Raw genomic sequence first — 26,826 nt, forward strand, 5'->3', positions numbered from 1 at the left:
TCGATCACCTCGGTTCTGGTAGATGAAATGACCTTAACCTTAAAGAGAACTTTAAGGTTAAGAGCTTTGAAATATCTCTTTTCGGTGATGCTGAATGAACTCCACATCGGGGTAGTGCTCTTTGGGTAGAGACAAAGAACGGCCTTCATATTCTAGGAATTTCTCCATAACAAAGGTCGAGCCACTTTTCTTCAAGAAATCGCAAATCAAGATTTCACCGTGGTCGGAGAGGGTCCAAAAGCCTTGATCAAAGGCTCGATCATGGATAGATGAAAGACATAACCCATTTCGCGGATTTAGACGTATATCTTCACGATCAGCCCACGGAACAATGTGACTTGCAACAAGTAACTGTGGAATATCTACACCAGAAAAACAGCACTTACCTTGATAATTTTCGAGAACCATTTTTCTAAAAATAGATTGTCCAATTCGAATTTTAACAACTGATTTTCGTTCGGTTTTTGTTGCTCTATTTTGAGTTTTAATATCATCCGAACTTAGAACATCCTCGTCAGAAATTTCATCCAGTAATTTCTGAGATTTTTCCTGAAATTCTTTCGGGTTTTCTATATGCCAAGCCCAAATTTCTCGATCTTTTTTAGAAACATTGGACAAGCCTTTACGACCAGACTCATAGATTACAGGGTCAAGGCTTGCGAAGTTACAAAGCTTCATAGAAACAGACCCCGGAGTCCTATCCATTTGGGCTGCTAATGCCTTTATCTCTGCAGTCGTTTCACTAAGCCTACCGAAGGGAAGCATGTGATACAGATTCAACGCTAGGATTTGATCGCTATCTGTCCAGTTTTTTCTCATCTTCCTTGATCCTATTCCTAATCACTTCCCAATACAGAAGCTTCCAAAAATCTCACCCAACAAATCATCAGCGGTAAACGCGCCAGTGATTTCATTCAGCGCATTCTGGGCCATGCGCAGATCTTCAGCGAGCAGTTCGCCTGCGCCCATACCTTCAAGTTGCTGGCGACCGTAGGCTAGGGCGTCTTTGGCGCGATTAAGGGCGTCGATGTGGCGACGGCGGGCAAGAAAGCCACCTTCGTTGGCTGCGTTGTAGCCCATCACGTCTTTGAGGTGTTCGCGCAAGGTATCTACGCCGGCGTTCTGTTTTGCAGAAAGCGTGATGGTTGGATAGTTGGCGTTTGAGCCTTCGGTCGTATCCAGGCCAATGTTCTCAGTCGAGAGATCGGCTTTGTTGCGGATCACGGTAACGCGTCCGCTGGCGAGCAGGTCATCAGTCTGCTGTTCGAGTCCGCGTTCATCGTAGAGGGCGTGCAGGAGCTTCTCAGGGTCGGTTTCGTCTGTGGTTGAGTCGATCATCAGCAGAATGCGATCCGCCTTGCTGATCTCGTCCCAGGCACGCTGAATACCTATGCGTTCAACTTCATCGGGTGCATCACGCAAACCTGCGGTGTCGATGATGTGCAGCGGCATACCGTCGATATGGATATGTTCTTTCAGTACATCGCGGGTGGTACCAGCGATGTCGGTCACGATGGCGCGTTCCTGGCCAGCCAATGCATTCAGCAGAGAAGATTTACCAGCGTTCGGGCGCCCAGCGATCACGACGTTCATGCCTTCACGAAGAATGGCACCCTGATTTGCCTCGCGCAGTACTTTTTCTAACGCCTGTTCGACGTCAGTAAGCATGGCTTCGACTTTGCCATCACTGAGAAAGTCGATTTCTTCTTCAGGGAAATCGATCGCGGCTTCGGTATACATCCGCAGGTGTATCAGTTGATCGAGCAGTTCATGTACTTTCTTTGAGAATTCACCCTGCATAGAGCGCAGCGCACAACGTGCCGCTTGCTCAGACGCTGAGTCGATCAGGTCGGCGATGGCTTCAGCCTGAGCCAGATCCAGTTTATCGTTTAAGAAAGCGCGCTCTGAAAATTCGCCGGGGCGGGCCATCCGACACCCAAGTGCCACGACTTCCTTCAAGAGCAGATCGAGCACCACAGGCCCACCGTGGCCCTGAAGTTCGAGCACATCTTCGCCAGTAAAGGAATTCGGATTCGGGAAGAAGAGGGCGATACCTTCATCAAGCACAGTGCCATCAGCGGCCTTAAAGGGTCCGTAATGTGCGTAACGGGGTTTTGGTTCATAACCCAGAATGGCGCTTGCCACATACCTGGCCTTTTCACCTGACACGCGAATAATGCCGACACCGCCGCGCCCCGGGGCAGTTGCGATGGCTGTAATGGTGTCCTGGTGTACCTGGGTCATGGTCTGGCCTTTTGTTTCTTGATAGTCCTTATCTCTCTAAGACCATCATGACATCGGAGTGTCGTGTGTAAATGCGCCCATTTTAAGGCAACAAAAAAGGCGCCGCAGCGCCTTTTTAAGATTGGTCAGAGCGTCAGCTCTTCTCAATCTGTTTGGTAATGACGTACTGCTGTGCAATCGAGAGTACGTTGTTCACTACCCAGTACAGTACCAGACCTGCAGGGAACCACAGGAAGAATACTGTGAAGATCACTGGCATCAGCTGCATAACACGCGCCTGCATCGGGTCTGGCGGTGTTGGGTTCAGCTTGAACTGGATGAACATAGATGCGCCCATCAGTAATGGCAGGATGAACAGCGGATCTTTGATCGACAAGTCTTCAATCCAGAGGAAGAAAGGCGCCTGACGCAGTTCTACCGATTCCATCAGCACCCAATACAGCGCGATGAATACTGGCATCTGAACCAGGATCGGCAAACAACCACTGAGTGGATTGATCTTCTCGGTCTTGTAGAGCTTCATCATCTCCTGACCAAGTTTCTCGCGGTTATCACCGTAGCGCTCTTTGATTTCCGCCATTTTCGGTGCAACTTTGCGCATATTCGCCATTGAACGGTACGACATCGCCGACAGCTTGAAGAACACAAGTTTAATCAGAACAGTCAGCAGGATAATGGCAACACCCCAGTTACCAACGAAGTCGTGGATGTTATCCAGCAACCAGAACAGCGGCTGCGCTACCCACCAGAGGATGCCGTAGTCGATCACCAGGCTCAGGTTTGGTGCGATTTCTTCCAGACGATCCTGAATCTTAGGGCCTGTATAGAGCTGAGCACCCATGGTCGCGGTTTCACCCGGAGCCACGCTAACGGAGTTATCGTAGAAACCAAAGATGTAGTTTCCTTTCACGTAACGACCGTTGTAGGTGTGCTGCTGATCCTGTGCAGGAATCCACGCAGATACGAAGTAGTGTTGCAGAATGGCAGCCCAGCCACCTTCTTCAACACTTTTGAATTTGCCTTCTTCGAGGTCATCAAAACCTACTTTCTGGTAACGCTCTTCACTGGTGGTCAATGCGGCACCCAGATACGCCTGCATACCCATGCTGCTTGACTGAGAAGGGTCATCAGAACCGTCGCGCTTCAGCTGTGCATAAAACGCACCCTGCCATGGCTCCTGCGAGATGTTGCGTACTTTGTAGCGCACATCCATCAGGTATTCACCGCGCGTGAAGGTGAAGATTTTTTCTACGTACGCTTTTTCAGACTGGTGAGTCAGCACAACTTCGAGTGTGTCTTCGCCTTCGTTCAGCGTGTATTCAGTATTTTCCGTGCTGTACAGCGCACCGTTGTTTTTGTCGATGCCGTCACGTCCAACCAGGCCGCTTTGTGCGATAAAGAGACGACTGTTGCTGTTTTCAAGCAAGGTAAATGGAACGTCTTTTTGTTTAATCGACTTTGAATACTGAGGTAAACGAACCGAAACAACCTGACCGCCCTTAGGATTGATCTCTACGTTGAGAACATCGGTCTGCACTGTGATGACGTCACCCGTCGGTGGGGCAACTTCAGGCATATCAGCTGCGCTGACCGCTGGTTGATCACTGACATCCGGTACGTCTGCATCTACGGCATCGGAAGTGTCTGGGGTATCAGAACCAAAATCTGGTGCTGATTCGTTGCTGGTTTCAGCAACTGGGGTCGTAACGTTCTCAGTTCCGTAATCCTGATTCCAGGCAAGAATCAGCATATAAGAGGAGATCGCAAGTCCTGCATAAATGACTAAACGGCGGATATCCATGATCAGGGTTTCCGTTGGCAACAATGAGTTGAATGAGTGTGTGTTTCCAGATCTGGTACCAGATCGACACCGTGACCACCCCATGGGTGACAACGGCCAATACGACGAAGTGCTAACCAGCCTCCACGAAGGATTCCGTAACGACGGATGGCTTCTTCAGCGTATGAGGAACAAGTGGGGTAGTATCGACAACGACTGGGAAGCATCGGACTGATGGCATACCGATATACAGAAATCAGCGTCAGGGCTATCCTGGCTACAGGATTAACGCCGCGGTTTGCGTTTTCTGCCTTGGTGTTTGCCATGGGGTTTCTTCAGTCTGAACCAGAGGCTGTCGATCATCTCACGAATCTGCTGATTGTCCAGCTGAACGATTCCCGAACGTGCCAAAATGACAAAGTCATGGCTGGCGAGATCATGCTGATGCTGTCGGAAAGATTCGCGTACCAGGCGTTTAACCCGGTTGCGATCTACCGCTAGCTTGAGCTGTTTTTTCGCCAGAACAAAACCGACACGAGGTCGGTTCAGTTCGTTGGGAGCAGCCAGTACCAGAAGGTGAGGCGTGCTACCGCGCAGAGCTGTGTTATCGAAAACACGTTTGAATTCTGCCGGTCTCAGCAGCCGTAAGTCTTTACGGAAGCAATGGTCCGGCATACTTCTCTCTGCGCAGATAAGTTACAGCAATTAAGCAGCGAGGCTGTGACGGCCTTTAGCGCGACGACGTGCCAGAACCTGACGGCCGTTTTTGGTTGCCATGCGGGCACGGAAACCATGAGTACGCTTGCGCTTCAGTACGCTTGGTTGAAATGTACGTTTCATATCATCACCCAGTCAGTGTGAACAGGCCCAGATAATCAGGGCAATTTTTAGGGCCGGGAATTGTATGCAAAAGAAACACTTAACGCAACGCTGAGATCGCTTTGTTTATGAACTTTCTGAAAAACGTGAAGACCGGTCATTCTGATGAATATTTATGTTTTAAGTACTGATGATGTTTGATGAAGAAGAGAAGAAATCTGAAGTTATTATTAAAACGAGCGCTTAATTCTGTTGATAACTCAAAAAACTCTATTATTTTCAATGGATTAGACTAGAAATAAGTCTGCGGATAAACGAGGTAAAGACTGTCCGGAAGTTGGGTTCATCTGGTGGACGAAACCATGGGTTATACACAGTGATGACCGGATCGCGAGTTGTTCACAATTTCATTCACCCCTTAAAAGACAAGCTGTTAAGAGACTTATCCACAGGTCAGGTGGTAACTTTGTTCATCAGAATGACGTATTTCTGTGGATAACCAGCACTTCCTCGGGTAGTATGTCCGTCTTCTTTATAGCTATTCATTTCGACGTCAGGATTCAGAGGTGCATGTGACGGGTTTGTGGGAAGACTGCCTGGGGTATCTGCAGCACGAGTTACCCGCACAGCAATACAACACATGGATTCGTCCTCTGACCGCCAGCGCTGATAATGGACAGCTCGTCCTGAGTGCGCCTAACCGGTTTGTAAAAGACTGGGTAAGAGATAAGTACCTTCAACGTATTCAGGAAATCATCTCAGATCTTAATGGCGGCTTGCTCACGCACGTTAATATAGTCGCGGGTGAGTCCCGTCCTATGTTTCAGCGTCCGACGACACCGCCGCCTCGCCCAGAGCCTCGTTCTATAAAAGACGATACGATGAGCTTTGCCGCGCCGCGAGAACCCGCATCTAAGATAGAAACTGCGCCATTGGGCGGCTCTTACAGTGCTGAACCTATGGCGTTTGCTGAAGATCCTGGCCCGTCAGCTGCTGAACTTGCGGTGGTTGATCCGGTAACTGAGCCCGCGCCGGTTGCACCGACTCCGCCACCTAAAAGAAAGGTGCAGGTTGAAGGTGGCTTGCAGCATCAGAGCTTTCTTAATCAGAACTTCACTTTCGATACCTTTGTAGAAGGTAAGTCGAACCAGCTGGCGCATGCCGCTGCGAAGCAGGTGTCTGATAATCCTGGTGGCTCGTACAACCCACTCTTTATATATGGTGGTGTTGGTCTGGGTAAGACCCACTTGATGCACGCGGTTGGTAACTACTTACAAACCAAGAACAAGAACGCCCGTGTACTTTACGTGCACTCAGAGCGTTTTGTTCAGGATATGGTGAAAGCACTCCAGTTGGGTGCGATTAACGAATTTAAGCGTTTTTACCGTAGCCTCGATGCCTTGCTGATTGATGATATTCAGTTCTTTGCAGGCAAAGAGCGCTCGCAGGAAGAGTTCTTCCATACCTTTAATGCCTTATTAGAAGGTGGTCAGCAGATGATTCTGACCTGTGATCGGTATCCGAAAGAGATCGCGGGTCTGGAAGAACGTCTGAAGTCACGTTTCGGCTGGGGTCTGACGGTAGCGGTTGAACCACCTGAACTTGAAACGCGTGTGGCGATTCTGATGAAGAAGGCCGAGCAGACAGGGATGAATCTTCCGGATGATGCTGCTTTCTTTATTGCTCAGAAAATTCGTTCTAATGTGCGTGAGCTGGAAGGGGCACTGAAGCGTGTCGCTGCAAATGCTCAGTTCACTGGCAGTGAAATCACTCTACCTTTTATTAAGGAGTCGCTGAAAGACTTGTTAGCGCTCCAGGATAAACAGGTCAGCATTGAAAATATTCAACGTACGGTCGCAGAGTATTACAAAATCAAGATGTCTGATTTATTATCTAAGCGCCGTACACGCTCGATCGCGCGACCTCGTCAGGTCGCCATGGCATTGAGCAAAGAACTGACAAATCACAGTTTGCCTGAGATAGGCGAATTGTTTGGCGGCCGGGACCATACAACGGTCTTGCATGCGTGCCGCAAGATTAAAGAATTGCAGGAATCCAGTGCTGATGTGCGGGAAGATTATAAGAACCTGCTGCGCTTACTGACAACCTAACGCCTGTTAGCTCAGGCTCCGGACCGAGTGGAGAACCATGAAATTCGTAATATCCAGGGAAGCCCTTCTGCGCCCACTGCAATTGGTAGCAGGTGTTGTAGAAAAGCGTCAGACTCTGCCAGTACTTTCAAACGTACTGCTTGAAATTGAAGGTCAGCAGCTGTCGCTCACAGGTACCGACCTTGAAGTTGAGCTGGTAGGCCGGGTCACTCTTGATGAAGTCGGCCAGGAAGGTTCGATTACGGTTCCAGCGAAAAAGCTGATGGATATCTGTCGCTCTCTGCCGGATGGCGCTCAGATTGAGATCGAACAGGATGAAGCGCGCGTTAATGTTCGCTCAGGTCGTTCGCGCTTCACGCTTTCTACTCTGCCTGCGACGGAATTCCCGAACGTGGATGCGATTGCCGACGAGCAGTCTTTCTCTCTGCCACAAGCCAGCCTGCGTCATATTATTGATCGCTCAAGCTTTGCCATGGCGCAGCAGGACGTTCGTTACTACCTGAACGGTATGCTGATGGAAGTTACCGCTGACAGTCTGCGCGCTGTTGCTACCGACGGCCACCGTCTGGCGACCTGTGTTACAGAAGTCTCTGGTCTGTCTGAAACACGTCAGATCATTCTGCCGCGTAAAGGTGTTCTGGAGATGGCGAAACTGCTGACTGATCCAGAAGCCAGCGTAAGCCTGTCGCTGAGTGCCAACCATCTGCGTGCTCAGACTGAAGAGTTTACCTTCACTTCGAAACTGGTCGACGGTAAGTTCCCGGATTACAGCCGTGTGATTCCTAAGGGCGGTAATAACGTGGTTCTGGCTGATCGTACAGATCTGCGTCAGGTGTTTAACCGTACTGCGATTCTTTCTAATGAAAAGTATCGTGGTGTTCGCCTGGTGCTGGGTACCGATACGCTTCAGGTATTCGCGAATAACCCAGAGCAGGAAGAAGCCGAAGAGACGACAGCGGTTGAGTATCAGGGCGATGCGCTTGAGATCGGCTTCAACGTTTCTTACCTTCAGGATGTTCTTGGCGTTATTTCAACCGAACAGGTTAAGTTCACACTGTCGGATGCAAACAGCAGCGCATTGATTGAAGAGCCAGACAGCTCTGACGCTATGTACGTTGTTATGCCGATGCGTCTGTAGTCTCAGGCGTTTCTGATTTATGCCAGTCAGGCATCTCAGGATCAGTGGTGTGCGTAATCTGCAGCCACTGATCTTTGATCCCCATCCCCACGTCAATTTCATTTACGGAGATAACGGCTCCGGCAAAACCAGCATTCTTGAAGGAATTGCTGTAATGGCCTCCGGTAAGTCATTCCGTACTAATCAGCTTAAGCATGTGCTTGCCCACGATAATGATCGGATGGAAATGCGTTTTTCTATTGAAGATCCGGATATGGGTGCATGCGAAATGGAATCTCTGCGTTTGAAGGCAGGGGACCATCTTCTTAAGTTGAATGGTTCTGTTCTGACAAGCCAGGCTGAAGCAGCGCATTGGTTGCCGGTTCAGATCATTGAGCCGAATACCTTTAAGTTGCTTTCGGGTTCGCCGGAAGAGCGCAGGGCGTTTATTGATTGGGGTGTGTTCCACGTGGAACAAAGTTTCATGGAACAGTGGAAAACCTTCAGAAAGCATCTCAAACAGAGAAACGCCGTACTGAAGCAGAAGGAAGAAGAGTGGCTGGATGTCTGGAACGCTGGCTTTATTGAGGCCGCTGAGCACATCGATAATGAACGCCAGGCGTACCTTAAGCGCTTTAAGCCAGAATTTGAGCGAATATTGAACGAGCTAGATCCTTCAATATCTGTCACACTGGCTTACTATCCGGGGTGGGAGAAAGACTCTCGCCTGGCGGACGTTTTGAGCCGTCAGCAAGAGCGTGATATGACGCTCGGATATACCCAGTCAGGTCCTCACAGGGCCGAGCTTCGCATTAAGTGCGACAAACAACCGGCTTCTGAGATTTTGTCTCGGGGGCAACAGAAAACAGTGGTCTCAGCGCTTAAGATTGCGCAGGGATCGCTCTTCCAGCAGGAGAGTGGGCGCCGGACTATCTATCTTGTGGATGATCTTGCGTCAGAGCTCGACGAAAAGCACCGTTTTGCTTTATGCAAGCTGCTGGAAGATTTAAAATGTCAGGTCTTTATAACCAGCATCGACAAAGAAAAACTAACCGATGTCTGGCAGCCAGTCGCCAGTAAAGTGTTCCACGTGGAACATGGCAAATTAGAGGAATGCACCGAATGAGTGATCAGAGTTACGATTCGTCCAGTATTAAGGTTCTTAAAGGCCTCGATGCGGTACGGAAGCGTCCAGGGATGTATATCGGCGATACCGATGACGGTACCGGCCTCCACCATATGGTGTTCGAGGTGGTCGATAACTCCATTGACGAGGCGTTGGCTGGTCACTGTGACACAGTTGAGGTTGTTATCCATCAGGACAACTCAATCACGGTCTCCGATAACGGTCGTGGTATTCCTACCGAGCTTCACCCGGAAGAGGGCGTATCGGCTGCAGAGGTTATTCTGACGGTACTCCACGCGGGCGGTAAGTTCGATGACAACTCCTACAAGGTATCCGGCGGCCTGCACGGTGTAGGTGTCTCGGTAGTAAACGCGCTGTCTGAGAAGCTGAAGTTGACCATTCGACGCGGCGGTAAGCTGTACGAGCAGGAATACACGCATGGTGTGCCTGATTACCCATTGAAAGAAGTCGGTGTATCTGACACTACGGGTACAGCGATTACCTTCCTGCCGTCGAAAGAGACCTTCACCAAGACCGAATTCAGCTACGACTATTTGGCAAAGCGCCTGCGTGAACTGTCGTTTTTGAACTCAGGTGTGCGGATCCATATGAAGGATGAGCGCTCTGATAAAGAAGATATTTTTGAATTTGAAGGTGGTCTGGGCTCGTTTGTTGGCTTCCTGAACGAAGGCAAAACACCCGTCAGCGAAGTCTTCCACTTTTTAACTGAGCAGCGCGACGATGGCATCGGTGTCGAAGTTGCAATGCAGTGGAACGACGGTTTCCAGGAAAGCATTCACTGCTATACCAACAATATTCCACAGCGTGACGGTGGTACGCACCTCGCGGGCTTCCGCGCCGCGCTGACACGCTCTCTGAACTCTTATATCACTCAGGAAGGCCTGGATAAGAAAGCCAAGGTATCGACCACAGGTGATGACGCTCGTGAGGGTCTCACGGCGATTATTTCGGTGAAAGTGCCTGATCCTAAGTTCAGTTCACAGACCAAAGATAAGCTGGTCTCCAGTGAAGTTAAGCCTGCCGTTGAGCAGGAAATGGGGCGTCAGTTCCAGGACTTCCTTCTGGAAAACCCGCAACAGGCGAAAGAGCTTGTTGGCAAAATGATTGACGCGGCCCGCGCACGTGAAGCGGCGCGTAAAGCTCGTGAGATGACCCGTCGTAAGGGCGCGCTCGATATCGCAGGTCTGCCGGGTAAGCTGGCAGACTGTCAGGAAAAAGACCCGGCACTCTCCGAAGTGTACCTGGTGGAGGGTGACTCTGCGGGTGGTTCTGCAAAGCAGGGCCGTGACCGCCGGACTCAAGCTATTTTGCCACTCAAAGGTAAGATCCTTAACGTAGAAAAAGCCCGCTTCGACAAGATGCTGTCTTCTGCCGAAGTCGGCACACTGATTACTGCACTGGGCTGTGGTATCGGTCGTGAAGAGTTTGATCCGGATAAGTTGCGCTATCACCGTATTATTATCATGACGGATGCTGACGTCGATGGTGCGCACATCCGTACGCTGCTGTTGACCTTCTTCTTCCGTCAGATGCCTGAAATCATTGAGCGTGGTCACGTCTACATCGCTCAGCCGCCACTGTACAAGATTAAGCGTGGTAAGCAGGAGCAGTACATAAAAGACGAAGAAGCGATGGAGAGCTATCTCACTCATATAGCACTCGAGAAAGCCGCTCTGCACCCTTCTGAGGGCGCCCCAGCGATCTCTGACGAGGCGTTTGCCCAGATCGTTGATCAGTATCGCTCTGCACAAGAGACGGTCGATCGTATGTCGAACGTTGTGCGTAAAGAGATTCTGCACCTGATGCTGACTCTGCCACGTGTTACCACCGATATGATGACCAGCGAAGCTGCCATGAATGAATGGGTTGGTAAGCTGCGTGAACAGCTCCCGGATGCAGGCCGTAGTGGCTCACACTTCGAAGTTGCGACGGTTAAAGATCCAGAGCGTGACAACTACAACGTCGACGTAAAAGTGATCACCCACGGTATGGCACGTGACTACATCCTCGATGTCGACTTCTTTGGTGGCAATGGTTACAACAAGCTCGCGAGCATGAGCGAGAAGCTGGCTGAGACCCTGGAAGAGGGTGCCTACATCCAGCGTGGCGAGCGCGTTCACATGATCAATGACTTCTGGGACGCGGTTAAGTGGCTACTTCATGAGGCTCAGAAAGGCTTCAACATCCAGCGCTATAAAGGTCTGGGTGAGATGAACCCTGAGCAGCTTTGGGAAACCACCATGGACCCAGAGACCCGTCGCATGCTTCAGGTCAGCATCGAAGATGCCATTGGCGCTGACAAGATGTTCACGACACTGATGGGCGATGATGTAGAGCCACGTCGAGCCTTTATCGAAGCGAACGCCTTGAACGTAGCCAACCTGGACTTCTGATCCGCTCTGTCCCTTTGTGTTCCACGTGGAACACAGGGAAAGTCGATACGATAAAAACCTCTAAAAAAGCCCCGGCTGATATGTGTCAGTCGGGGCTTTTTGTTCAGTAAGGAAAGTATAAAAAATGGAAATAAGTTTCGGGAGATGCGTCCGCTGCAAACACAGCATGCGTAATAGAATTGGAGCGCTGAACTTCCGCTGGAAGCAAGGCGGGGGAGTCAGGTGCCCTCACTGTAAACTTGCTTATGCCTCTGGGTACGACTTGCCTTTCCCTATCGGGGCTATTTACTGGCTATGCTGGGCCGGTCTTTTCTTTGTATTAAACGTCGGAGGTTTTATTGGGATGTTGCTGTTCATTTCGGTATTCCTATTGATACAGCTATATCTTTCCCCAGTAGTGTCCTATCGATCTCTACGAAAGTGATACGGCTATTTGATATCTCGTACTCCTCCCGCCCTCGGGTAACCTCTGAATACACCCTTTTGCCACAAGGTCAGCAAGATGCCTGGTGGCAGTGGCTTTACTTACCTTGGCGACTTTCTGGTACTGAGCCGCACTGATACCATGTTCGAATCCTTTGGGCCCGCCATCTAACAGGCGGTTCAGCACCCTACGTTGTTCGGCAGACAGTGGCATATCACGAAAAGTCTGCCAGAACCTGGCTTTGACGATTGTGCGGTCAATCTGGTTTATGGCGTTGTTGACTGAGGTCAGTAAGGTTTTGAGGAACCACTGACACCATTCGGTGATGTCTGATCCCCGTTCGTCGTCGCGGTGCCATTGAGCCGTCTCAAGAGCGTTGTAATATTCTGAGCGCATATCAAGTATTGCTACCGACATCGCGAACAAGCGAACGCTCTGTGAATCTGACTGAGCCAAGGCCATATCGGTAATAGCGCGGGTCAGGCGGCCGTTGCCGTCGTCGAATGGGTGCAGGGTGACAAACCAGAGGTGTGCAGTGGCAGCTCGCAGAAGCGGGTCAGTGTCCTGACAATCAGCGCCTTGGTTAAACCAGTCACAAAAGTGTTGGAGTTGTGACTCAAGGCCATCTCTGGGCGGCGCTTCGAAATGCACTTTCTGGCGATCAAGGCGGCCGCTGACAACTTGCATAGGTTCCGGGCCTCTTAGCTGTCCGACTCTGATTTTCTGAGTGATTGATAACACGGACTCAGGGAAGAGAAGTTTCTGCCAGTAACACAGACGTTCCTGCGTGAGGGGTGAATCCAGATTCGTGAGCGCATCTATTAATAGTTCAGCCAACCCTTCCGAGCGATCACTGACGGGGTAGGGCTCCGCTTCGCTGATACCAAGATGTCGTGCCAGCGAGGAACGCACGGAGCTTGCATTCAGCTCTTCGCCCTCGATGGCAGATGATGCCAGAAGGTTCTGCAGCAGTGTGTCCAATGCCTGGTCTTCGGAGTTACTGCTGACACTTTGTTTGCCTTGTAGCAGACCAATGCGTTTGTGGCACTCGCGCAGCAGCGGCTGAAGAACATCGTTGTCCCAGTAGAATTCGGTCCATTGGCTGTTCTGCCATATCCAGCGTTGATTCATTGCCTGCTCACTGTTGTATCAATACTTGCCGATGAGCTGATTATATACTTTATTCGGCTCATAGTATGAGCCGAATAATAGAGCCTATTCGGCTCATTGTCATGCTCCGAGGTATATTCAGGAAATAAGATGAACCCACAACGTCCGCAGTGGCGCGTGAGGACATGCCTCAGCCATTGAGAAAATCGCCGTCCTCAGTAATGATGAAGGCAAGCAGGCGGGCCTGTATGGCCGCTGAACGGGTTTTTAAAGCAAAGGAGTTGTCGTATGTGCATTCAGTGCAGTGTTGGCGCTGGCGGCGTAAATATGAAGTCTGATGTACGTATCGTGCAGGCGGCGTTGAATCAGGCTCTCAGCCCGGAGAATCCTTTAGTAGTTGACGGCCTGATTGGCCCGGCAACCATCAGTGTGATTGATGCTTTTCAGCGTGGGGCAGTGGGGCTTAATCGCCCTGATGGACGGGTCGACCCTAACGGTCGCACGTTACGTACTTTGAAAGGCCTGCAGCCGAAGGCGTTTTCCAGTGATTGCCTGGCAGCAGTTATGCCGACCGCACCTTTATCAAAGATCGAAACCTATTTTCCGCTGATGCAGACTGCCGCTGAACAGACAGGGTGTGTTTCTGGTGCTCGCCGCCTGGCGCACTTTCTCGCTCAGATCGGACACGAGAGTCTGTCGCTCTTCTATACCGAAGAGCTGGCTTCTGGACAGGCTTACGAAGGGCGCTCTGATCTGGGCAATACCCAACCCGGTGACGGTGTTCGCTTTAAGGGTCGTGGGTTAATTCAGCTGACAGGACGTTATAACTACGAGCAGTACGCAGAGTACGCTGGGATAGATACGTCGCAGCCGGATTGGCCAGAATTACTGTCCACCCCTGAGCATGCGTTAAAGGTGAGTCTCTGGTTCTGGGAAACCCGGCACCTGCAGGAAAAGGCCGATCAGGATGATCTGTTGGGTATTACCCGCAGGGTCAACGGCGGCTATAACGGCCTCTCTGATCGGCAGGCGTACCTGCAGCGGGCGAAGTTCTTTCTGGAATAAGCTCGGCTGTCGTCTGGCTGGCCTGACTGTTAACCCGTGCTTAGCCAGCCCGGTACGCTTCAATTTCGGCTTTCCACTTTTCGACCAATGCACGATTGTCGTGGTCTTCAGGGTGGAAGTCTTCGCGATAGAAATCTTTGAATGGCGCTTTGATGCAGGTGAACATGCCGTCTTCACCAAAGAGCATGCCCCAGGCTTCCTTGATCTGAACCCAGCTGGGCATCCGTCGAGCGGCCCACAGAAGGTAGATGGTGCGGCCAATGGTGAGGGTGGGAAACAGTACCGCAATGGCGCGCATGATACGCAGCAGAGTCTTACGCTGACCGCCGGTGGCCATGTACACATCAAACGCGACGGACTTATGTTCGATCTCTTCGATGGCGTGCCAGATCATCATATATTTAATGGAAGGGTGCATCCCCTCAAGCTGTTTGGGGTGAGTAAGTACATACTCAGCCACAATTGCAGTGATGTGCTCAAGGCACACTGTCGCCGCCAGACGTTCCCGTTTTGAACGTTTGGCATTGAGTAATGCGATGGCCTTTTCGACACGCTTTTCGATCTTCTGCGCTTTCCAGCCCAGCGATTCCAGCTTCTCATTGGCGAGTTTGTGCTGATTCGTGTGGTGGGCTTCCTGGCGGGTGAAGTCTTTGACGTTCTCTAATAGCTGCGGATCAGTCACACGGTCTTTGTAGTTGCGCACAGACTCTATAAACATCTGCTCGCCCGGCGGGAAGGTACCTGAGAGTACCGCTATGAAGGCAGTAAGGATCGGATTGCCACGGTACCAGTCCATGGTGTCGACCTGATCAAAGCTGAAGTCCATGCGGCGGACTTCAATGCCATTGGTCGATTCTGTCTGGGACATGCTGATATCGGCGGTGGTACTCATGGCCTTCTCCTGCGCAGATAGTTAAAGTCTCGTACCAGTTATAGCCAAGATGGCAGCAGTGCCACAATGACTTAATAGCCTGAGACTAGCGGCAATATGGCCACTCAGGCTGAACCCAGCGCGGATTTTCTGGTCGATAACTTCATAATTTTGTTGGAGAAAACTATGCGTTTACTGGCTGCGTGCCTGTTATTACTGTCGTCATCTTTGGTCTGGAGTGTACCTGCTTCTCCTGCATCATCCGGGGGCACGAGCGATGGTCAGGCGGTTGATCGTGAGGCCGTTAAGAATCTGATTGGCACGCTGGAGAGTGAAACAGAGCGGCAGGATCTGATTCAGAAGCTGGAACTGATGTTACAGGCAGAACCAGAGCCAGAGCCCGAGCTGGCTTCAGTTTTTGGTCTGGACGATACAGGTTCAGGCGTGCTGAGTGAATTTATGGCGCTGACAGATAGCTATGGCCTGCCTGAGAACATTGTGGGCGATGTGCTGGCGTTTGGTGTGACGACGTTGCTGGTTCTTCTGGGTATCTTCCTGAACGGGTATCTGAGCCGGTTCTTAGATAAACGCATGAGCCGTCTGCGTAGACGTTTACATTGGGATAAAGAGCGCTTCAGCTCAATCTTCACGATACAACGAGCTATCGGTTATGCCGTGGGCCTGATTCTTGTTGGCTATGCGGCTCTCGATGTCGCAGCTGTGTACTTTGGTGAGGAGAGCATGACAGGGCTGGGGAGTCTGTTGGGCACCGTGCTGTCGGTTTCAGTTGCCGGGCTGGTGTTTGCTTCCATCTGGGAGGGTACCAATGCCTTATTGGAGTCGTTGATGTTCCGTCACGAACGACTGAACAGCTCGCGCTTCCAGACTATCACTCCAATCATTCGCAATATTCTGCTAATCACGCTGTCGCTTCTCTCGGTGATGGTGATTCTCTCTGAAATAGGTATCAACATTATGCCGTTACTGGCTGGTGCTGGTGTTCTGGGTATTGCTGTGGGCTTTGGTGCTCAGACTCTGGTGAAGGATTTCCTGACCGGGCTGACAGTGGTGTTTGAGGATCTGCTGCAAATTGGTGACGTCATCAAGATCAATGATCATTTTGGTCTGGTAGAAAAGATCACGCTGCGCAAGATTCAGATGCGTGACCTGGACGGTACTGTGCACACGATTCCATTCGGTGAAGTATCGATCATCTCGAACCTGACCAAAGACTTCAGCTACTACCTGATGGATGTGGGCGTAGCGTATCGTGAGAATACAGACGAAGTCGTTGCGATTATGCGCGAGGTTGATGAAGACCTGCGTTCAGACAAAGACTTCGAAGATCTGATTCTTGAGCCCCTTGAGGTGCTGGGTGTCGACCAGTTTGCTGACAGTGCCGTGATGATTAAGGCGCGGATCAAGACTAAGCCGATCCAGCAATGGAACGTAGGCCGTGAGTTTAACCGCCGGATGAAGATTGCCTTTGATGAGCGGAATATCGAGATTCCATTCCCACACCAGACTATTTACTTTGGTGAAGACAAGCAGGGCAAGGCACCGAACGCCAATGTTCGCTTGGTCGAGGAAGTGGAAAAACGTGCTGAAGAAGCTGCGGGTAAAGAGCGCGCACTTAAGGATGCAGGCGGCTCGGGTACACCAAGTGCCAGCTCCAGCTCAGACAGCGGCGATAGTTAAGCCGCTGTCTGTGTAAAAACCTTAACAGAACCCTGAGTTGGTCAGCTGACCTTGGGTTCACGAGGACCAAAGAAATACCATGCAATCAGGCCTGCGACAGGCAGTAGCAGGATTGCTGCAATCCAGGCCGCTTTTACGCCCAATGTGGTGCGTGCCTGCACGGTGTTAAGGATGGCGTAGATATCGCCAACCAGAATCAGAATGCCAAAAATACCACCCACTTCAATCACCATAGTGTCCCCCCTGTGAATCCCCCGGTAATAGCGGCAATGATCATATCATGCAGAGTGTTGCAGTTATCAGAATCGTTTTCCGCTGGTGAGTTCAGTAATCACAGTACCCTGAAAAGGCGTTGCAGAAATCTCGTCGACGCGATTATTGATCCACTCTTCACATTGCTGATGAAGAAACTTAGTTGGTAAGTCTTTACTATCGAGCGGAGCACCTATAACGACAGTAATTGTGCCTGGGTAGCGTATCCAGTGGTGGTTCGGCCAGAAGTCTCCGGCGTTATGGGCAACCGGAATCACGGGTGCCTTGACGCGGCTGGCGAGCATACTGCCCCCCTTAGAAAACGCTTTGCGTGCGCCTGCGGGGACACGGCTTCCTTCGGGGAATATCAGTACATGAACGCCATTGTTCAGGCGTTGTGTTCCCTGCTTAACGAGATCTTTGAGCGCTGTCGTGCGTTGTGTCCGGTCGATCGTAATAGGGCCCATCATGGCGAGGTACCAGCCAAAGATCGGAATACGCGTCAGCTCTTTTTTGATGACCTGAACCTGCGGCGGCAATAGTGCGGGCAGCATAAAGGTTTCCCAACTGCTTTGGTGCTTAGCCATAATAATCGAAGGCCGGGCGGGGAGTTCGCCCTCGTAGATGACGTTCCAACGCAGGCCCAGAATCAGGCGTGCAGACCAGACGCAGGCGATGCAGAAAGGTCGGCCAATAAGACGGTGCCGGGCAGGCAGGTCCATTAATGGCGAAATAATCAGAGCGGGAAGAATCCAGATCAGGGTGAGGAAGGTCATCCAGGCCATAAAAACGATGGTGCGGCAGGCGGCGAGTGATGTAGAGCGAGCGGTGGTCTCAGGCAATCGTTTACCCCTTCGGAGTGTGACTAGCACTGTATTCAGAGTACGGCGAAAGCCGCCTTCTGAAAAGTAGCGATTTGCTATCTGGCTCTGGCTTTGTCAGGGTTATAGAGGCACGCCGCGCTGAGACGGGGTGCGCTGGACCATACAAACCGGAGTGTTGAATGAATCTCGAACGAAAAGGCCTTCAGGCAACGTTACTTATGCCTGTTGCTGTCCCCACCATTATTGCCGCGGCTCTGTTGATTATCGGCACGGTCAGTAACCCAGAAGCAGCGGGCAATCTGTTCAGCAGTATGCTGGGCTGGATTACCCAGACGTTTGGCTGGTTCTACATGTTAGCGGTGGCGATCTTTCTGATTTTTATTCTTGTGGTTGGCTTCAGCAGTTGGGGCAACATCCGATTGGGTTCTGATCATGCGGAACCCGAGTATTCGTTTCCGGCCTGGTTCGCAATGTTGTTCTCAGCAGGCTACGGTATCGCACTGCTGTTCTTTGGTGTGGCTGAGCCCGTACTTCATTATTCGACGCCTCCGGCCGGTGCCGCAGAGACTGTGCCCGCGGCAAAAGAAGCCATGCAGATTGCCTATTTCCACTGGGGTCTCCATATCTGGGGGATCTACGGCCTGATGGGGTTAGTGCTGGCTTACTTCGCCTACAGGCATGGCCTTCCCTTATCTGTGCGTTCAGCGTTGTACCCACTCATTGGTGATCGCATTCATGGCTGGGCCGGGCATATCGTCGATACGTTCGCGGTGCTGGGGACTATGTTTGGCCTGGCAACGACGCTGGGGCTGTCGGTATCTCAGATCAATGCAGGCATCAATTATCTCTGGCCAGCGATACCGGTGAGCACGACTGTTCAGGTGATCGCCATTGCTGTGATTACTCTGGCTGCGACGGCTTCGGTGGTTGCGGGTATGGATAAGGGCATTAAGAACCTGTCGATGCTGAACATGGGGCTGGCAGTTTTTCTTATGGCCGTTGTTTTCGCCGTAGGTCCGAGCGTTCATATTCTTAATACCCTGTTGCAGAACACCGGTGCCTATCTGGGCGGCGTTGTCGAGCGCACCTTTAACATGCAGGCCTACACACACAGTGACTGGATTGGTAACTGGACGCTGTTTATCTTCGCCTGGACGATTGCCTGGGCGCCTTTTGTCGGCCTCTTTATCGCTAAGATCAGCCGCGGACGTACGATTCGTCAGTTCGTGTTTGGTGTCCTGGCGGTACCGACGCTGTTTACATTCCTGTGGTTCGCTATCTTTGGCGATACGGCATTGCACCTGATTATGGAGCAGGGCAAAGAGGCGTTAATCGGCGAGGTTCAGTCCAATCATGCGGTGGCACTGTTTGAGTTTTATGATCGCCTGCCGATGTCGTTTTTCCTTTCGATCATCACCGTCTTCCTGATCATTACCTTCTTTGTCACCTCATCCGACTCGGGTTCTCTGGTGGTCGACTCACTGGCGTCGGGTGGTTTACTAGAGACTCCGGTCTGGCAACGAGTGTTCTGGGCTTTCCTTGAAGGGGGCATAGCGGCGGCCTTGTTGTTGGCTGGCGGTTTAAGTGCATTGCAGACCATGACCATCGTGAGTGCATTACCATTCGGGATCATCATGCTGCTGGCCGTTGCCGGGCTCTGGCGGGCATTGGTCATCGAAGGTCATCGTGAGGGCTCTATCAATGCGATTACCCCAGTTCGCCCGCACAGCAATGGCGGAGACTGGCGCAAGCGCCTGAATGGTATGATGAAATTCCCCGGTGCTAACAAAGTCGAGAAATACATTGAGGGCGTTGTTACGCCCGCGCTGGAAGAAGTCAGTGAAGAGCTACGTTCTCACGGTTGGGATGTGCGTGTCAGTGGCGCGACGGGGGAAGTCTCCATGTCTCTCGTGAGAGAGGGCGTTGATGAGTTCTTTTATCAGGTCAAAGCCACCGAGCATGACGCGCCGGATTATCGGCCAGCGGGCGCAAAGTCGGCGACCTTCTGGCGTGCCGATGTTCACCTGAGTCATGGTTCGCTGGGTTACGATTTGTTTGGGTGCAGCAAAGAGGAAGTCATCCGCGACCTGGTGGATCACCTTGAGCAGTACCTAAACTTTATCGAGGCTGCGCCCGGCACCTTACCGTGGGAGCCGGTGAGCAACTAAGGTTGCTGGGCGATAAGCCAATCAACAAACGTGGCCAGGTCCTCAAATACGGGGGCATCAGCCAACGTGGGGTGAGAGGTGAGTTTGTACTCACTTTTCTCGCCTTTGCCGGTTCTTACAAGCGCAGTTTTGCATCCTGCTGCAGCTCCAGCCTCCAGATCGCGTATCGAGTCACCGACTATCCAGGCACCTTCTGCCGAGACCTTAAGCGCATCTTCGATCTGATGAATTAAACCAGGCAGTGGCTTGCGGCAGTCGCAGCCATCGTCCGGGCCATGCGGGCAAAACGCGATATGAGCAAACTCACCGCCCTCAGCCGCAGCGAGCCCCGTCATTTTGTCGTGCATGGCATCAAGATCAGCCTGAGAAAAATAGCCGCGTGCCAGACCACTCTGGTTCGTTGCGACAGCAACAGTGAAGTCGGCCTTGCAGAGTTTACCTACGGCTTCTGCGCTGCCCGGGATCGGCAGCCACTCATCAACGGACTTAACGTACGCATCGGAATCCTGATTCAGAACGCCATCGCGGTCGAGGATGATGAGTTGCATAGAGGGGCTCCGGGCTGTTGGAAAATAAAGCCCGAGTATAACGGAAGTCGTCAGGCTTCGGTGGCATTAGACACTGGCGGCCACACGGGAGGGAGGGGCGTACTACTGTCGCCACTGTCATATCCCGACACCTGACATGCCTGAAATCTCAGGTATCCATCAAGACACCTCTGCTAATCTGGGTTTCCCAACACTTCCCATCACAATTAAGGACGATGGATATGGATATAACAATGATAAAACGGCTTATGGCAGCGACCGTATGTGGCTCAGCATTGATGCTGGCAGCTTGCGGAGAATCCCCGAAAGAAAGCGTAGCAACCACCGATTCAACCAGGAATGGAACCTGTACAGGCACTTACCCAAGTTACTGGCAGGACCCGGCATTTCAGGATCAATGGGTCGGTCAGAAAACCAGCAACGTTCCCCCGGCTGACTGGACAGGCCCTGTGTATCAGCTGTCGGATGATTTCCCGCGCTCCCCGGTGGACGATGCGGCAAGTCAGAAATGGCGTGACAGCAAATTTGATGCGCTATTCGACGAAGGTACGTCTCAGGAAGAGAAAGCTAAGCTGGCGTACGACTACGGTTGGCTGGTGATGAAATATATTCAGGAGGGCAACGTTAACCAGAAAGATGCGGAAGACTGGGACGTGTGTAATAACAAGGTTCGTCCCTGGTACAACATTCCATTCCAGACCTACGATGCCATGAGCGGACGCGAGTTCACACACGGCCTGACACGAGAGGCGCCGGTAACGTTCTCAACACCCCAAGGCGATAAGCAAAGCACCATGTGGGCGGTGGGTTTCTTCAATGCCACGGCAGCTTATACATTGGGAACAGTGTGGCAGGCCGACGGCACCGCGAAAATTCCGCAGGACGACGTCAGCTTTGACGAAGGCGCGGTAATCGGTAAGCCGCTTTTCAATACGCTCAGCCCTGATGTGCTGCCAGTGATGGAGAATCTTCCGAGCTGGAATGCCAATATCTCAGATCCAACGTTCTGCAGTTGCACACCTGCTAACGGTAAAGAGTGTACGTTGATTGAAGAGAGCGAGCAGTGCCCTCGCAGTACTACCGAGTGGGGTGACGTGACCTTGCTGCAATTCGACTTTGCTGTAAAAGACAGTCGTGCCAAAGGTACTGAGTGGGTGTTCGGTACCTTCGTTGCTGACGGTCAGCGTAAGGCGGATGTAGCAGACCCGTGGCAGCGTATTGCTCTGCTGGGTGTTATGTGGGGTAACGACACACCACCAGAAGGTCAGCTTGCGTATAACCATCCGGTCGACGTGAAGAAAAATGGCTTTAAACAGGAAGTTATTTTTTGGGATACCGTTGATGAGCTGAATAAATACGGTGGTGATGACGTCATGAAGCAAATGGGGCATCTGGGCTGTAATTATCGCTTAAATGGCCCTGCGGATAATGCCAACAGCTCATGTATGTCCTGTCATGGAACGGCTTCTGTACCAGACAAAAATCTGGTGACACCGCCACTTCTCTCGCAGTTCTCATCTCTGACCAAAGAATGTGTCACGCCAAATGCGGCTAACCCGGCTATTGGTAAAGATCGCAGTGGTGCTGATGCAACAGTGAATAACGGTATCGGCTTTGCTGAAATAGACAGTATTTACTTCGCCAATACGCCAGCAGCTGAGCCATTTAATATGACGGTTGAAACAGGCTCTGGCCCAGTTAACGTGATGGGCGATGGCGTACCGGCTTATGACAGCGGACGCAGCAGCTGGATTTCACTGGATTATTCATTGCAGCTTTCTATTTCGCTGACGCAGTGGATGCAATGGCAGGATCACAGCGATGATCCAATTGAGGGACGCATTCATATGAAAGAAATCCGACGCGGTTACCCAGCTGGAGTCGGGCATAAAGCGGAATAATTTAAGTACGTTGTAAACAAAAAAGCCCGGCCATTGTTAATGGCCGGGCTTTTTTATTGTGATCATTCAGGAAGCCCAATTCTGGTTGCCAGAACCGAAGGTCGAGGACATTGCACCTTTGAGGTTGCGTGCCATTCCGCATAGGCTGGCGGCTTTACCAGCAATAACGACGACGCCACCGGCAATAGCCAGTGCAGAACCTAAGCCTGCTGGGCTTGAAGCCGCCAGCTCGACAAGTTTCTGCACACTTTCGACACCGGCTTCACCCGCAAAGTGAGCGCCAGCACCGGTGAAAGCAACCGCACCTGCCGCTTTGCCAATTTCTTTCAGAGCATCATTGCGAGCATCTGGATTATGTAAAACGTCGTTCTTATTGAGGTTTACATCGACAAAACTCATACCGACGGACTTACAGATAGCTTCCAGATCTTTTTTACTGGTGTGACGTCCACGAGGATTGGAAAAGAAAACATCCTGATTGGCCATGCCTTTCTGCGCAGTGATGATATCGCTGGCAACCGGGTTCGCTTTGATAAAGCGTAGTGCCTGTACGAATGTGCCACAGCCTTCCCCATGAATCAGCCACTTCATACTCTTGCTCTGCTTTTGCGCTTGCTGGATCATTGATACAAGGCTTTGAACATGCTCTTTGCTGGTGAATTCGTTGTTCAGCCAGAACAGGGAATAATGGTTGCCTCGCTGGCGAGCATCTGAGAGTGCGTTACTGCCTTTTATGTAGGCTTTTTCAATATGAACACCCATCATTCGCCCAGCCCGCTCTTTGTTTTCGAACTCTCCTGAAATAGCAGCAACATGAGCATTATTTGACCAAGCGTGATCTAAATCCATCGCGGTAGATGGGCTTGAACTTTCAGAAACTTCCCAGCTATCACCCTCCCATCTTGGCTTGTAAATACCCGGGGTTCTGGCTGAAATATGAGCGTCGTTTTTAAAGCTGATCAGGTTGATGAATATATCTTTCCGATCAGCACTGGTCGTATACGAGAAGCTGAATGCACCTATGCTCGCTTTGGGAGCGACCGTTTTATCGCCAACGGCAAGGCGCAATACCGCCCTTAGTAATGTGGTTTCATAGTAGTTACCGACGTGGGAGTTCTTGATTGTCTCCCACGATGCTTTCTGACTTTCCGGAATATGCACATTGTGTGCGATTCCAGATTCATGGCTGCTGAATATCTGAGCGTATCCTGCTTTAGTAACTGACATAACTACTCTCCGTGTAATGGTTAAATATGGAATTCGGGTGCTGGGTCGCCTGGTTCTAGAATGATGGCGCGTGTTTCGCCCTGGCTTGCAACCCCTTCACGCCATTTGGCGGGATACTTCCAGGTTGCAGGCTGGCGCTCCGGGCTAATAGAGGCATTGGGGTACTTGGACCTGACCTCCTGCTTTCGCTTTTCGGCGTGATCACTCAGTTGCCAGTGAATGCTACCGACAACCAGATCCCGGACTTTGCTCGCAGCCTCTATTGATTCTGCAACCGGCATGCTTCCAAAATTAATAAAGCGTAAAAATAAGATGTAATGATCATCCAGGGCAGTCACTGCGAAGGCTTTAAAATTAGAGTCTTCGTGCTCTTCAGGCTTGTCTGCCGGGAGGTCTTTGTGCTGCTCAAACAAGATCCATGGGTTGCCCTGTTTGCTCTCGACCCGCCAGTTTACAGGCGCAAGCTTCCGCCCGAAATCAGGCATTGCTGGGCCTGTTTCATACAAATAGCGCATGACTACTTGCTCTAAAGTAGCTGGATTGAAACAGCTCATTCCTTCTGGAAGGCAATCAACTCTTAATGATGTGACCTGAAAATCAGTCATTCCAATGGAATCAAACTTCCAGATTGGGCCGAAAAACTCCCAATTCCGACGAATACAGTTGGCGTAGCTGAACTTATTATCTTCGTATTCGTGGCCGTAGTCGTAAATGGAGCGTTCGTAGATATTAGGAATATCCTTCGGCTCGACATCAGCGTCGAAACCGGCTGAGGAATAGTGCGGTGGCAGCGTGATATCCAGCTTGCAGCCAGCAATGGATACAGACACGCGCTCTGGATTGTCCAGACCGGGAACGTAGGGATTTTTATGAGAGGCAAAGAGGCGCTTAAACATAGTCCATTGCAAGTGATCCTGAATTGACCTGAGTGTAACAATCTGAGCCGTACCAAACCATAGTCAAGCTGTGACATATGTCTGTTTAATAAACAAAAAAGCCCGCCGAGCAGACATGCCTGGCGGGCTTTTCTTGGTCAAGGTATCAGCCTTACAACACCGAAATATCCGCGATACCGATAAACAGCCCTTGCAGTTGCTTCAGCAGTGCGAGACGGTTGTTTTTCACGGCTTCGTCATCGGCCATGACCATAACGTTATCGAAGAAAGCATCCACTGCGGTACGCAGGCCAGCCAGTTCGTTCAGGGCGGCGGCGTAATCGCCTTTGGCCATCAGGGGCTCGAGCGCCTGATGCTTGGCTGCGATTTCGCGGGCCAGTACCTGCTCTTCGTTCTGTGAAAGCAGCTCGCCGTTAACTTTGGCTTCGACGGCATCGCCGCCGTTCTTGGCGAGGATGTTGGATACACGCTTGTTCGCGGCAGCCAGTGATTCGGCAGCATCGAGCTTGCTGAATTCGAACACGGCCTTAACGCGACGGTTCACATCCAGTGCATTGGTAACGCCCAGAGCGCGTACTGCCTGGAATACGCCAGTCGGGATGTTCTCATCCGCGTACCAGGCGCTGAAACGATCCAGCATGTATTCGATCAGGGTGGCTTTGGTATCGGCCTTCGGTGCCGTTTTCCAGTCGCCTTCAAGTGCGTAATCAATCAGAGTCGCCAGATCAATATTGATCTCTTTCTCAACCAGAATACGCAGCACACCCAGAGACGCACGACGCAGTGCGAACGGGTCTTTGGAGCCCGTTGGGATCTGACCTAAGCCAAACAGACCGACAAGGCTGTCGAGACGGTCGGCCAGTGCAATCAGAGTACCGGTCTGTGTTGCCGGCAGTTCATCACCCGCAAACGCAGGCATGTACTGTTCAACCATGGCGGCTGCAACATCGGCGTGCTCGCCATCGTGTTCCGCGTAGTATTTACCGGCGAGACCTTGCAGGTCGGTGAACTCAAACACCATGTTGGATACGAGGTCGTTCTTACACAGCTGCGCTGCACGCTCAACCAGTGCTTTATCGCCACCGGTTTCGCCAGCGATGCGGGCTGCCAGTGCGCCAATGCGGCGGGCTTTATCAGCAACGGAACCGAGTTTGTTTACCCAGACGACGTTCTCGAGCTTGGCGAAACGGCTTTCCAGTTTCTGCTTACGGTCGGTATCCCAGAAGAAGGCAGCATCGGCCAGACGTGGACGGATCACTTTCTCGTTACCTGAGATCACCTGCGCAGGGTCTTTCGACTCGATGTTTGATACCGTGATGAAGTTAGGCAGCAGTTTGCCATCTTTCATCACGTGGAAGTATTTTTGATGCTCTTTCATAGAAGACACCAGTGCTTCTGGCGGAACGCGCAGGAAGTCTTCGTCGAATGAGCCAGCCAGAGCGACAGGCCACTCGTTGAGTGCGGTCACTTCGTCGAGCAGGTCCTCATCAATAATGGCTTCGCCACCGAGGTTTTTTCCTTCAGCTGTGACCTGTTCTTTGATCAGGGCTGAGCGCTCTGCAAAGCTGGCCATCACATAGGCGCTACGCAAGGTTTCCTGATACGCCATTGGGTTGGCAATCACGATCTCGCCCGGTGCATGGAAACGGTGGCCACGGCTGGTATTACCGGCTTTCAGGCCCAGCACTTCGCCATCAACTACCGCATCACCCAGCAGCATGACCAGCCACTGTACCGGACGTACGAATTCAACACGTGATGCACCCCAGCGCATACGCTTAGGAATTGGCAGCTTATCGAGACTGGTCTGAATGATGCCGGCGAGAAGTTCGGTAGTCTGCTGGCCTTTGATGGTGCGTTGCAGCATCAGCTTACCGGCATTTTTGCCGTGTGACTCGGGTGCCGTCTGAAGTTCAGAGGCATCAGCGCCTGCCCGTGAGGCAAAGCCTACAGCCGCTTTTGTTGGGTTACCGTCGGCATCAAAGGCAATGTTCGCCGGAGGGCCGTAGAGAGTTTCTTCTTTATCGGCCTGTTCGCACTGGAGTGCTTCAATCGTGATGGCGAGGCGACGTGGAGCAGCGTAGCTGACGACGTTTCCGTGGCTCAGGCCAGCTTCTTTCAGGCCGGCTTCAACACCAGTAGTGAAAGCGTCAGACAGCGACTTTAACGCCGTTGGTGGCAGCTCTTCGGTACCGAGCTCTACCAGAAAATCTTTATTAGACTGGCTCATT

22 protein-coding genes are annotated in these 26,826 nt (G+C 51.5%); 8 read left to right on the forward strand and 14 right to left on the reverse strand.

Features of this window, described 5'->3' with window-relative positions; all coding sequences use genetic code 11:
• Window positions 1-57: 57 nt before the first annotated feature.
• The 6 genes from B3007_RS00185 to rpmH form a co-directional block, all read right to left on the reverse strand.
• On the reverse strand, window positions 58-819 hold the full coding sequence (locus tag B3007_RS00185; RefSeq protein WP_301377765.1) for an HNH endonuclease: 762 nt from the start codon (window positions 817-819) through the stop codon (window positions 58-60).
• A 21-nt stretch (window positions 820-840) separates the two neighbouring features.
• On the reverse strand, window positions 841-2,244 hold the full coding sequence (gene mnmE / locus B3007_RS00190) for a tRNA uridine-5-carboxymethylaminomethyl(34) synthesis GTPase MnmE (protein WP_301377766.1): 1,404 nt from the start codon (window positions 2,242-2,244) through the stop codon (window positions 841-843).
• Between the two features lie 133 nt (window positions 2,245-2,377).
• The gene (gene yidC / locus B3007_RS00195; RefSeq protein WP_301377768.1) at window positions 2,378-4,045 is read right to left on the reverse strand and encodes a membrane protein insertase YidC; all 1,668 of its coding nucleotides are present in this window, start codon (window positions 4,043-4,045) and stop codon (window positions 2,378-2,380) included.
• A gap of 2 nt (window positions 4,046-4,047) precedes the next feature.
• The gene (gene yidD / locus B3007_RS00200; RefSeq protein ID WP_076514369.1) at window positions 4,048-4,350 is read right to left on the reverse strand and encodes a membrane protein insertion efficiency factor YidD; all 303 of its coding nucleotides are present in this window, start codon (window positions 4,348-4,350) and stop codon (window positions 4,048-4,050) included.
• Entirely contained in the window at window positions 4,310-4,699 is a 390-nt protein-coding gene (rnpA, locus tag B3007_RS00205) for a ribonuclease P protein component (RefSeq protein ID WP_273091328.1), read from the reverse strand. The genes yidD and rnpA overlap by 41 nt, the downstream gene beginning before the upstream one ends.
• A gap of 30 nt (window positions 4,700-4,729) precedes the next feature.
• A complete protein-coding gene (gene rpmH / locus B3007_RS00210) occupies window positions 4,730-4,864 on the reverse strand; it encodes a 50S ribosomal protein L34 (RefSeq protein WP_068435451.1) in 135 nt (44 codons plus the stop codon).
• 551 nt (window positions 4,865-5,415) lie between these two features.
• Between rpmH and dnaA the strand changes: the two genes are divergently transcribed.
• Genes dnaA through gyrB form a run of 4 tightly spaced genes read left to right on the forward strand, consistent with a single transcriptional unit; the run spans window position 5,416 to window position 11,611 of the window.
• Complete coding sequence (gene dnaA / locus B3007_RS00215) at window positions 5,416-6,954, forward strand: chromosomal replication initiator protein DnaA (RefSeq protein WP_301377770.1); 1,539 nt, start codon at window positions 5,416-5,418, stop codon at window positions 6,952-6,954.
• A 37-nt stretch (window positions 6,955-6,991) separates the two neighbouring features.
• A complete protein-coding gene (dnaN, locus tag B3007_RS00220; RefSeq protein WP_068435452.1) occupies window positions 6,992-8,092 on the forward strand; it encodes a DNA polymerase III subunit beta in 1,101 nt (366 codons plus the stop codon).
• A gap of 19 nt (window positions 8,093-8,111) precedes the next feature.
• Window positions 8,112-9,197 carry a DNA replication/repair protein RecF gene (gene recF / locus B3007_RS00225; RefSeq protein ID WP_301377772.1) on the forward strand — a complete coding sequence of 362 codons (1,086 nt, stop codon included), beginning with the start codon at window positions 8,112-8,114 and terminating at the stop codon, window positions 9,195-9,197.
• Window positions 9,194-11,611, forward strand: a complete 2,418-nt coding sequence (gene gyrB, locus B3007_RS00230) for a DNA topoisomerase (ATP-hydrolyzing) subunit B (protein ID WP_068435455.1) — start codon at window positions 9,194-9,196, stop codon at window positions 11,609-11,611. Before recF ends, gyrB begins: the two co-directional genes overlap by 4 nt.
• A 412-nt stretch (window positions 11,612-12,023) precedes the next feature.
• Here gyrB and B3007_RS00235 read toward each other — a convergent pair whose 3' ends face one another.
• Window positions 12,024-13,166 (reverse strand): Fic family protein, encoded by a 1,143-nt coding sequence (locus B3007_RS00235; protein WP_301377774.1) that lies wholly within the window; start codon window positions 13,164-13,166, stop codon window positions 12,024-12,026.
• Between the two features lie 267 nt (window positions 13,167-13,433).
• On the opposite strand from B3007_RS00235, the gene B3007_RS00240 reads away from it, so the two are divergent.
• Entirely contained in the window at window positions 13,434-14,210 is a 777-nt protein-coding gene (locus B3007_RS00240; RefSeq protein ID WP_301377777.1) for a glycoside hydrolase family 19 protein, read from the forward strand.
• Window positions 14,211-14,250: 40 nt separating this feature from the next.
• On the opposite strand, the gene B3007_RS00245 is transcribed toward B3007_RS00240, so the two are convergent.
• A complete protein-coding gene (locus tag B3007_RS00245) occupies window positions 14,251-15,102 on the reverse strand; it encodes a metal-dependent hydrolase (RefSeq protein WP_301377779.1) in 852 nt (283 codons plus the stop codon).
• A gap of 165 nt (window positions 15,103-15,267) precedes the next feature.
• Here B3007_RS00245 and B3007_RS00250 point away from each other — a divergent pair, with 165 nt between their 5' ends.
• On the forward strand, window positions 15,268-16,779 hold the full coding sequence (locus B3007_RS00250; RefSeq protein WP_301377780.1) for a mechanosensitive ion channel family protein: 1,512 nt from the start codon (window positions 15,268-15,270) through the stop codon (window positions 16,777-16,779).
• Between the two features lie 41 nt (window positions 16,780-16,820).
• On the opposite strand, the gene B3007_RS00255 is transcribed toward B3007_RS00250, so the two are convergent.
• Both B3007_RS00255 and B3007_RS00260 read right to left on the reverse strand, forming a co-directional pair.
• Window positions 16,821-17,012 carry a PLDc N-terminal domain-containing protein gene (locus B3007_RS00255; RefSeq protein WP_068442368.1) on the reverse strand — a complete coding sequence of 64 codons (192 nt, stop codon included), beginning with the start codon at window positions 17,010-17,012 and terminating at the stop codon, window positions 16,821-16,823.
• Between the two features lie 66 nt (window positions 17,013-17,078).
• Window positions 17,079-17,873, reverse strand: coding sequence for a lysophospholipid acyltransferase family protein (locus tag B3007_RS00260; RefSeq protein ID WP_301377782.1), 795 nt, complete (start codon window positions 17,871-17,873; stop codon window positions 17,079-17,081).
• A 161-nt stretch (window positions 17,874-18,034) separates the two neighbouring features.
• On the opposite strand from B3007_RS00260, the gene B3007_RS00265 reads away from it, so the two are divergent.
• Window positions 18,035-20,023, forward strand: coding sequence for a BCCT family transporter (locus tag B3007_RS00265; RefSeq protein ID WP_301377784.1), 1,989 nt, complete (start codon window positions 18,035-18,037; stop codon window positions 20,021-20,023).
• Here the strand turns inward: B3007_RS00265 and gmhB are convergent.
• Entirely contained in the window at window positions 20,020-20,571 is a 552-nt protein-coding gene (gene gmhB, locus B3007_RS00270; protein ID WP_301377786.1) for a D-glycero-beta-D-manno-heptose 1,7-bisphosphate 7-phosphatase, read from the reverse strand. The two genes, B3007_RS00265 and gmhB, sit on opposite strands and share 4 nt — an antisense overlap.
• Window positions 20,572-20,804: 233 nt before the next feature.
• Here gmhB and B3007_RS00275 point away from each other — a divergent pair, with 233 nt between their 5' ends.
• Window positions 20,805-22,472, forward strand: coding sequence for a hypothetical protein (locus B3007_RS00275; RefSeq protein ID WP_301377787.1), 1,668 nt, complete (start codon window positions 20,805-20,807; stop codon window positions 22,470-22,472).
• Between the two features lie 66 nt (window positions 22,473-22,538).
• On the opposite strand, the gene B3007_RS00280 is transcribed toward B3007_RS00275, so the two are convergent.
• The 3 genes from B3007_RS00280 to glyS all read right to left on the reverse strand — a co-directional run bounded on the left by B3007_RS00280 (window position 22,539) and on the right by glyS (window position 26,825).
• Window positions 22,539-23,699 carry a hypothetical protein gene (locus B3007_RS00280; RefSeq protein WP_068442641.1) on the reverse strand — a complete coding sequence of 387 codons (1,161 nt, stop codon included), beginning with the start codon at window positions 23,697-23,699 and terminating at the stop codon, window positions 22,539-22,541.
• Window positions 23,700-23,719: 20 nt separating this feature from the next.
• The gene (locus B3007_RS00285) at window positions 23,720-24,595 is read right to left on the reverse strand and encodes a hypothetical protein (protein ID WP_301377790.1); all 876 of its coding nucleotides are present in this window, start codon (window positions 24,593-24,595) and stop codon (window positions 23,720-23,722) included.
• A gap of 151 nt (window positions 24,596-24,746) precedes the next feature.
• The gene (gene glyS / locus B3007_RS00290) at window positions 24,747-26,825 is read right to left on the reverse strand and encodes a glycine--tRNA ligase subunit beta (RefSeq protein WP_301377792.1); all 2,079 of its coding nucleotides are present in this window, start codon (window positions 26,823-26,825) and stop codon (window positions 24,747-24,749) included.
• Between the last annotated feature and the right edge of the window lies 1 nt (window position 26,826).

Origin of the sequence: Thalassolituus sp. UBA675 (genome assembly GCF_002297765.1) — a bacterium.
In the GTDB taxonomy this organism is placed as follows: Bacteria; Pseudomonadota; Gammaproteobacteria; order Pseudomonadales; family Oceanobacteraceae; genus Thalassolituus.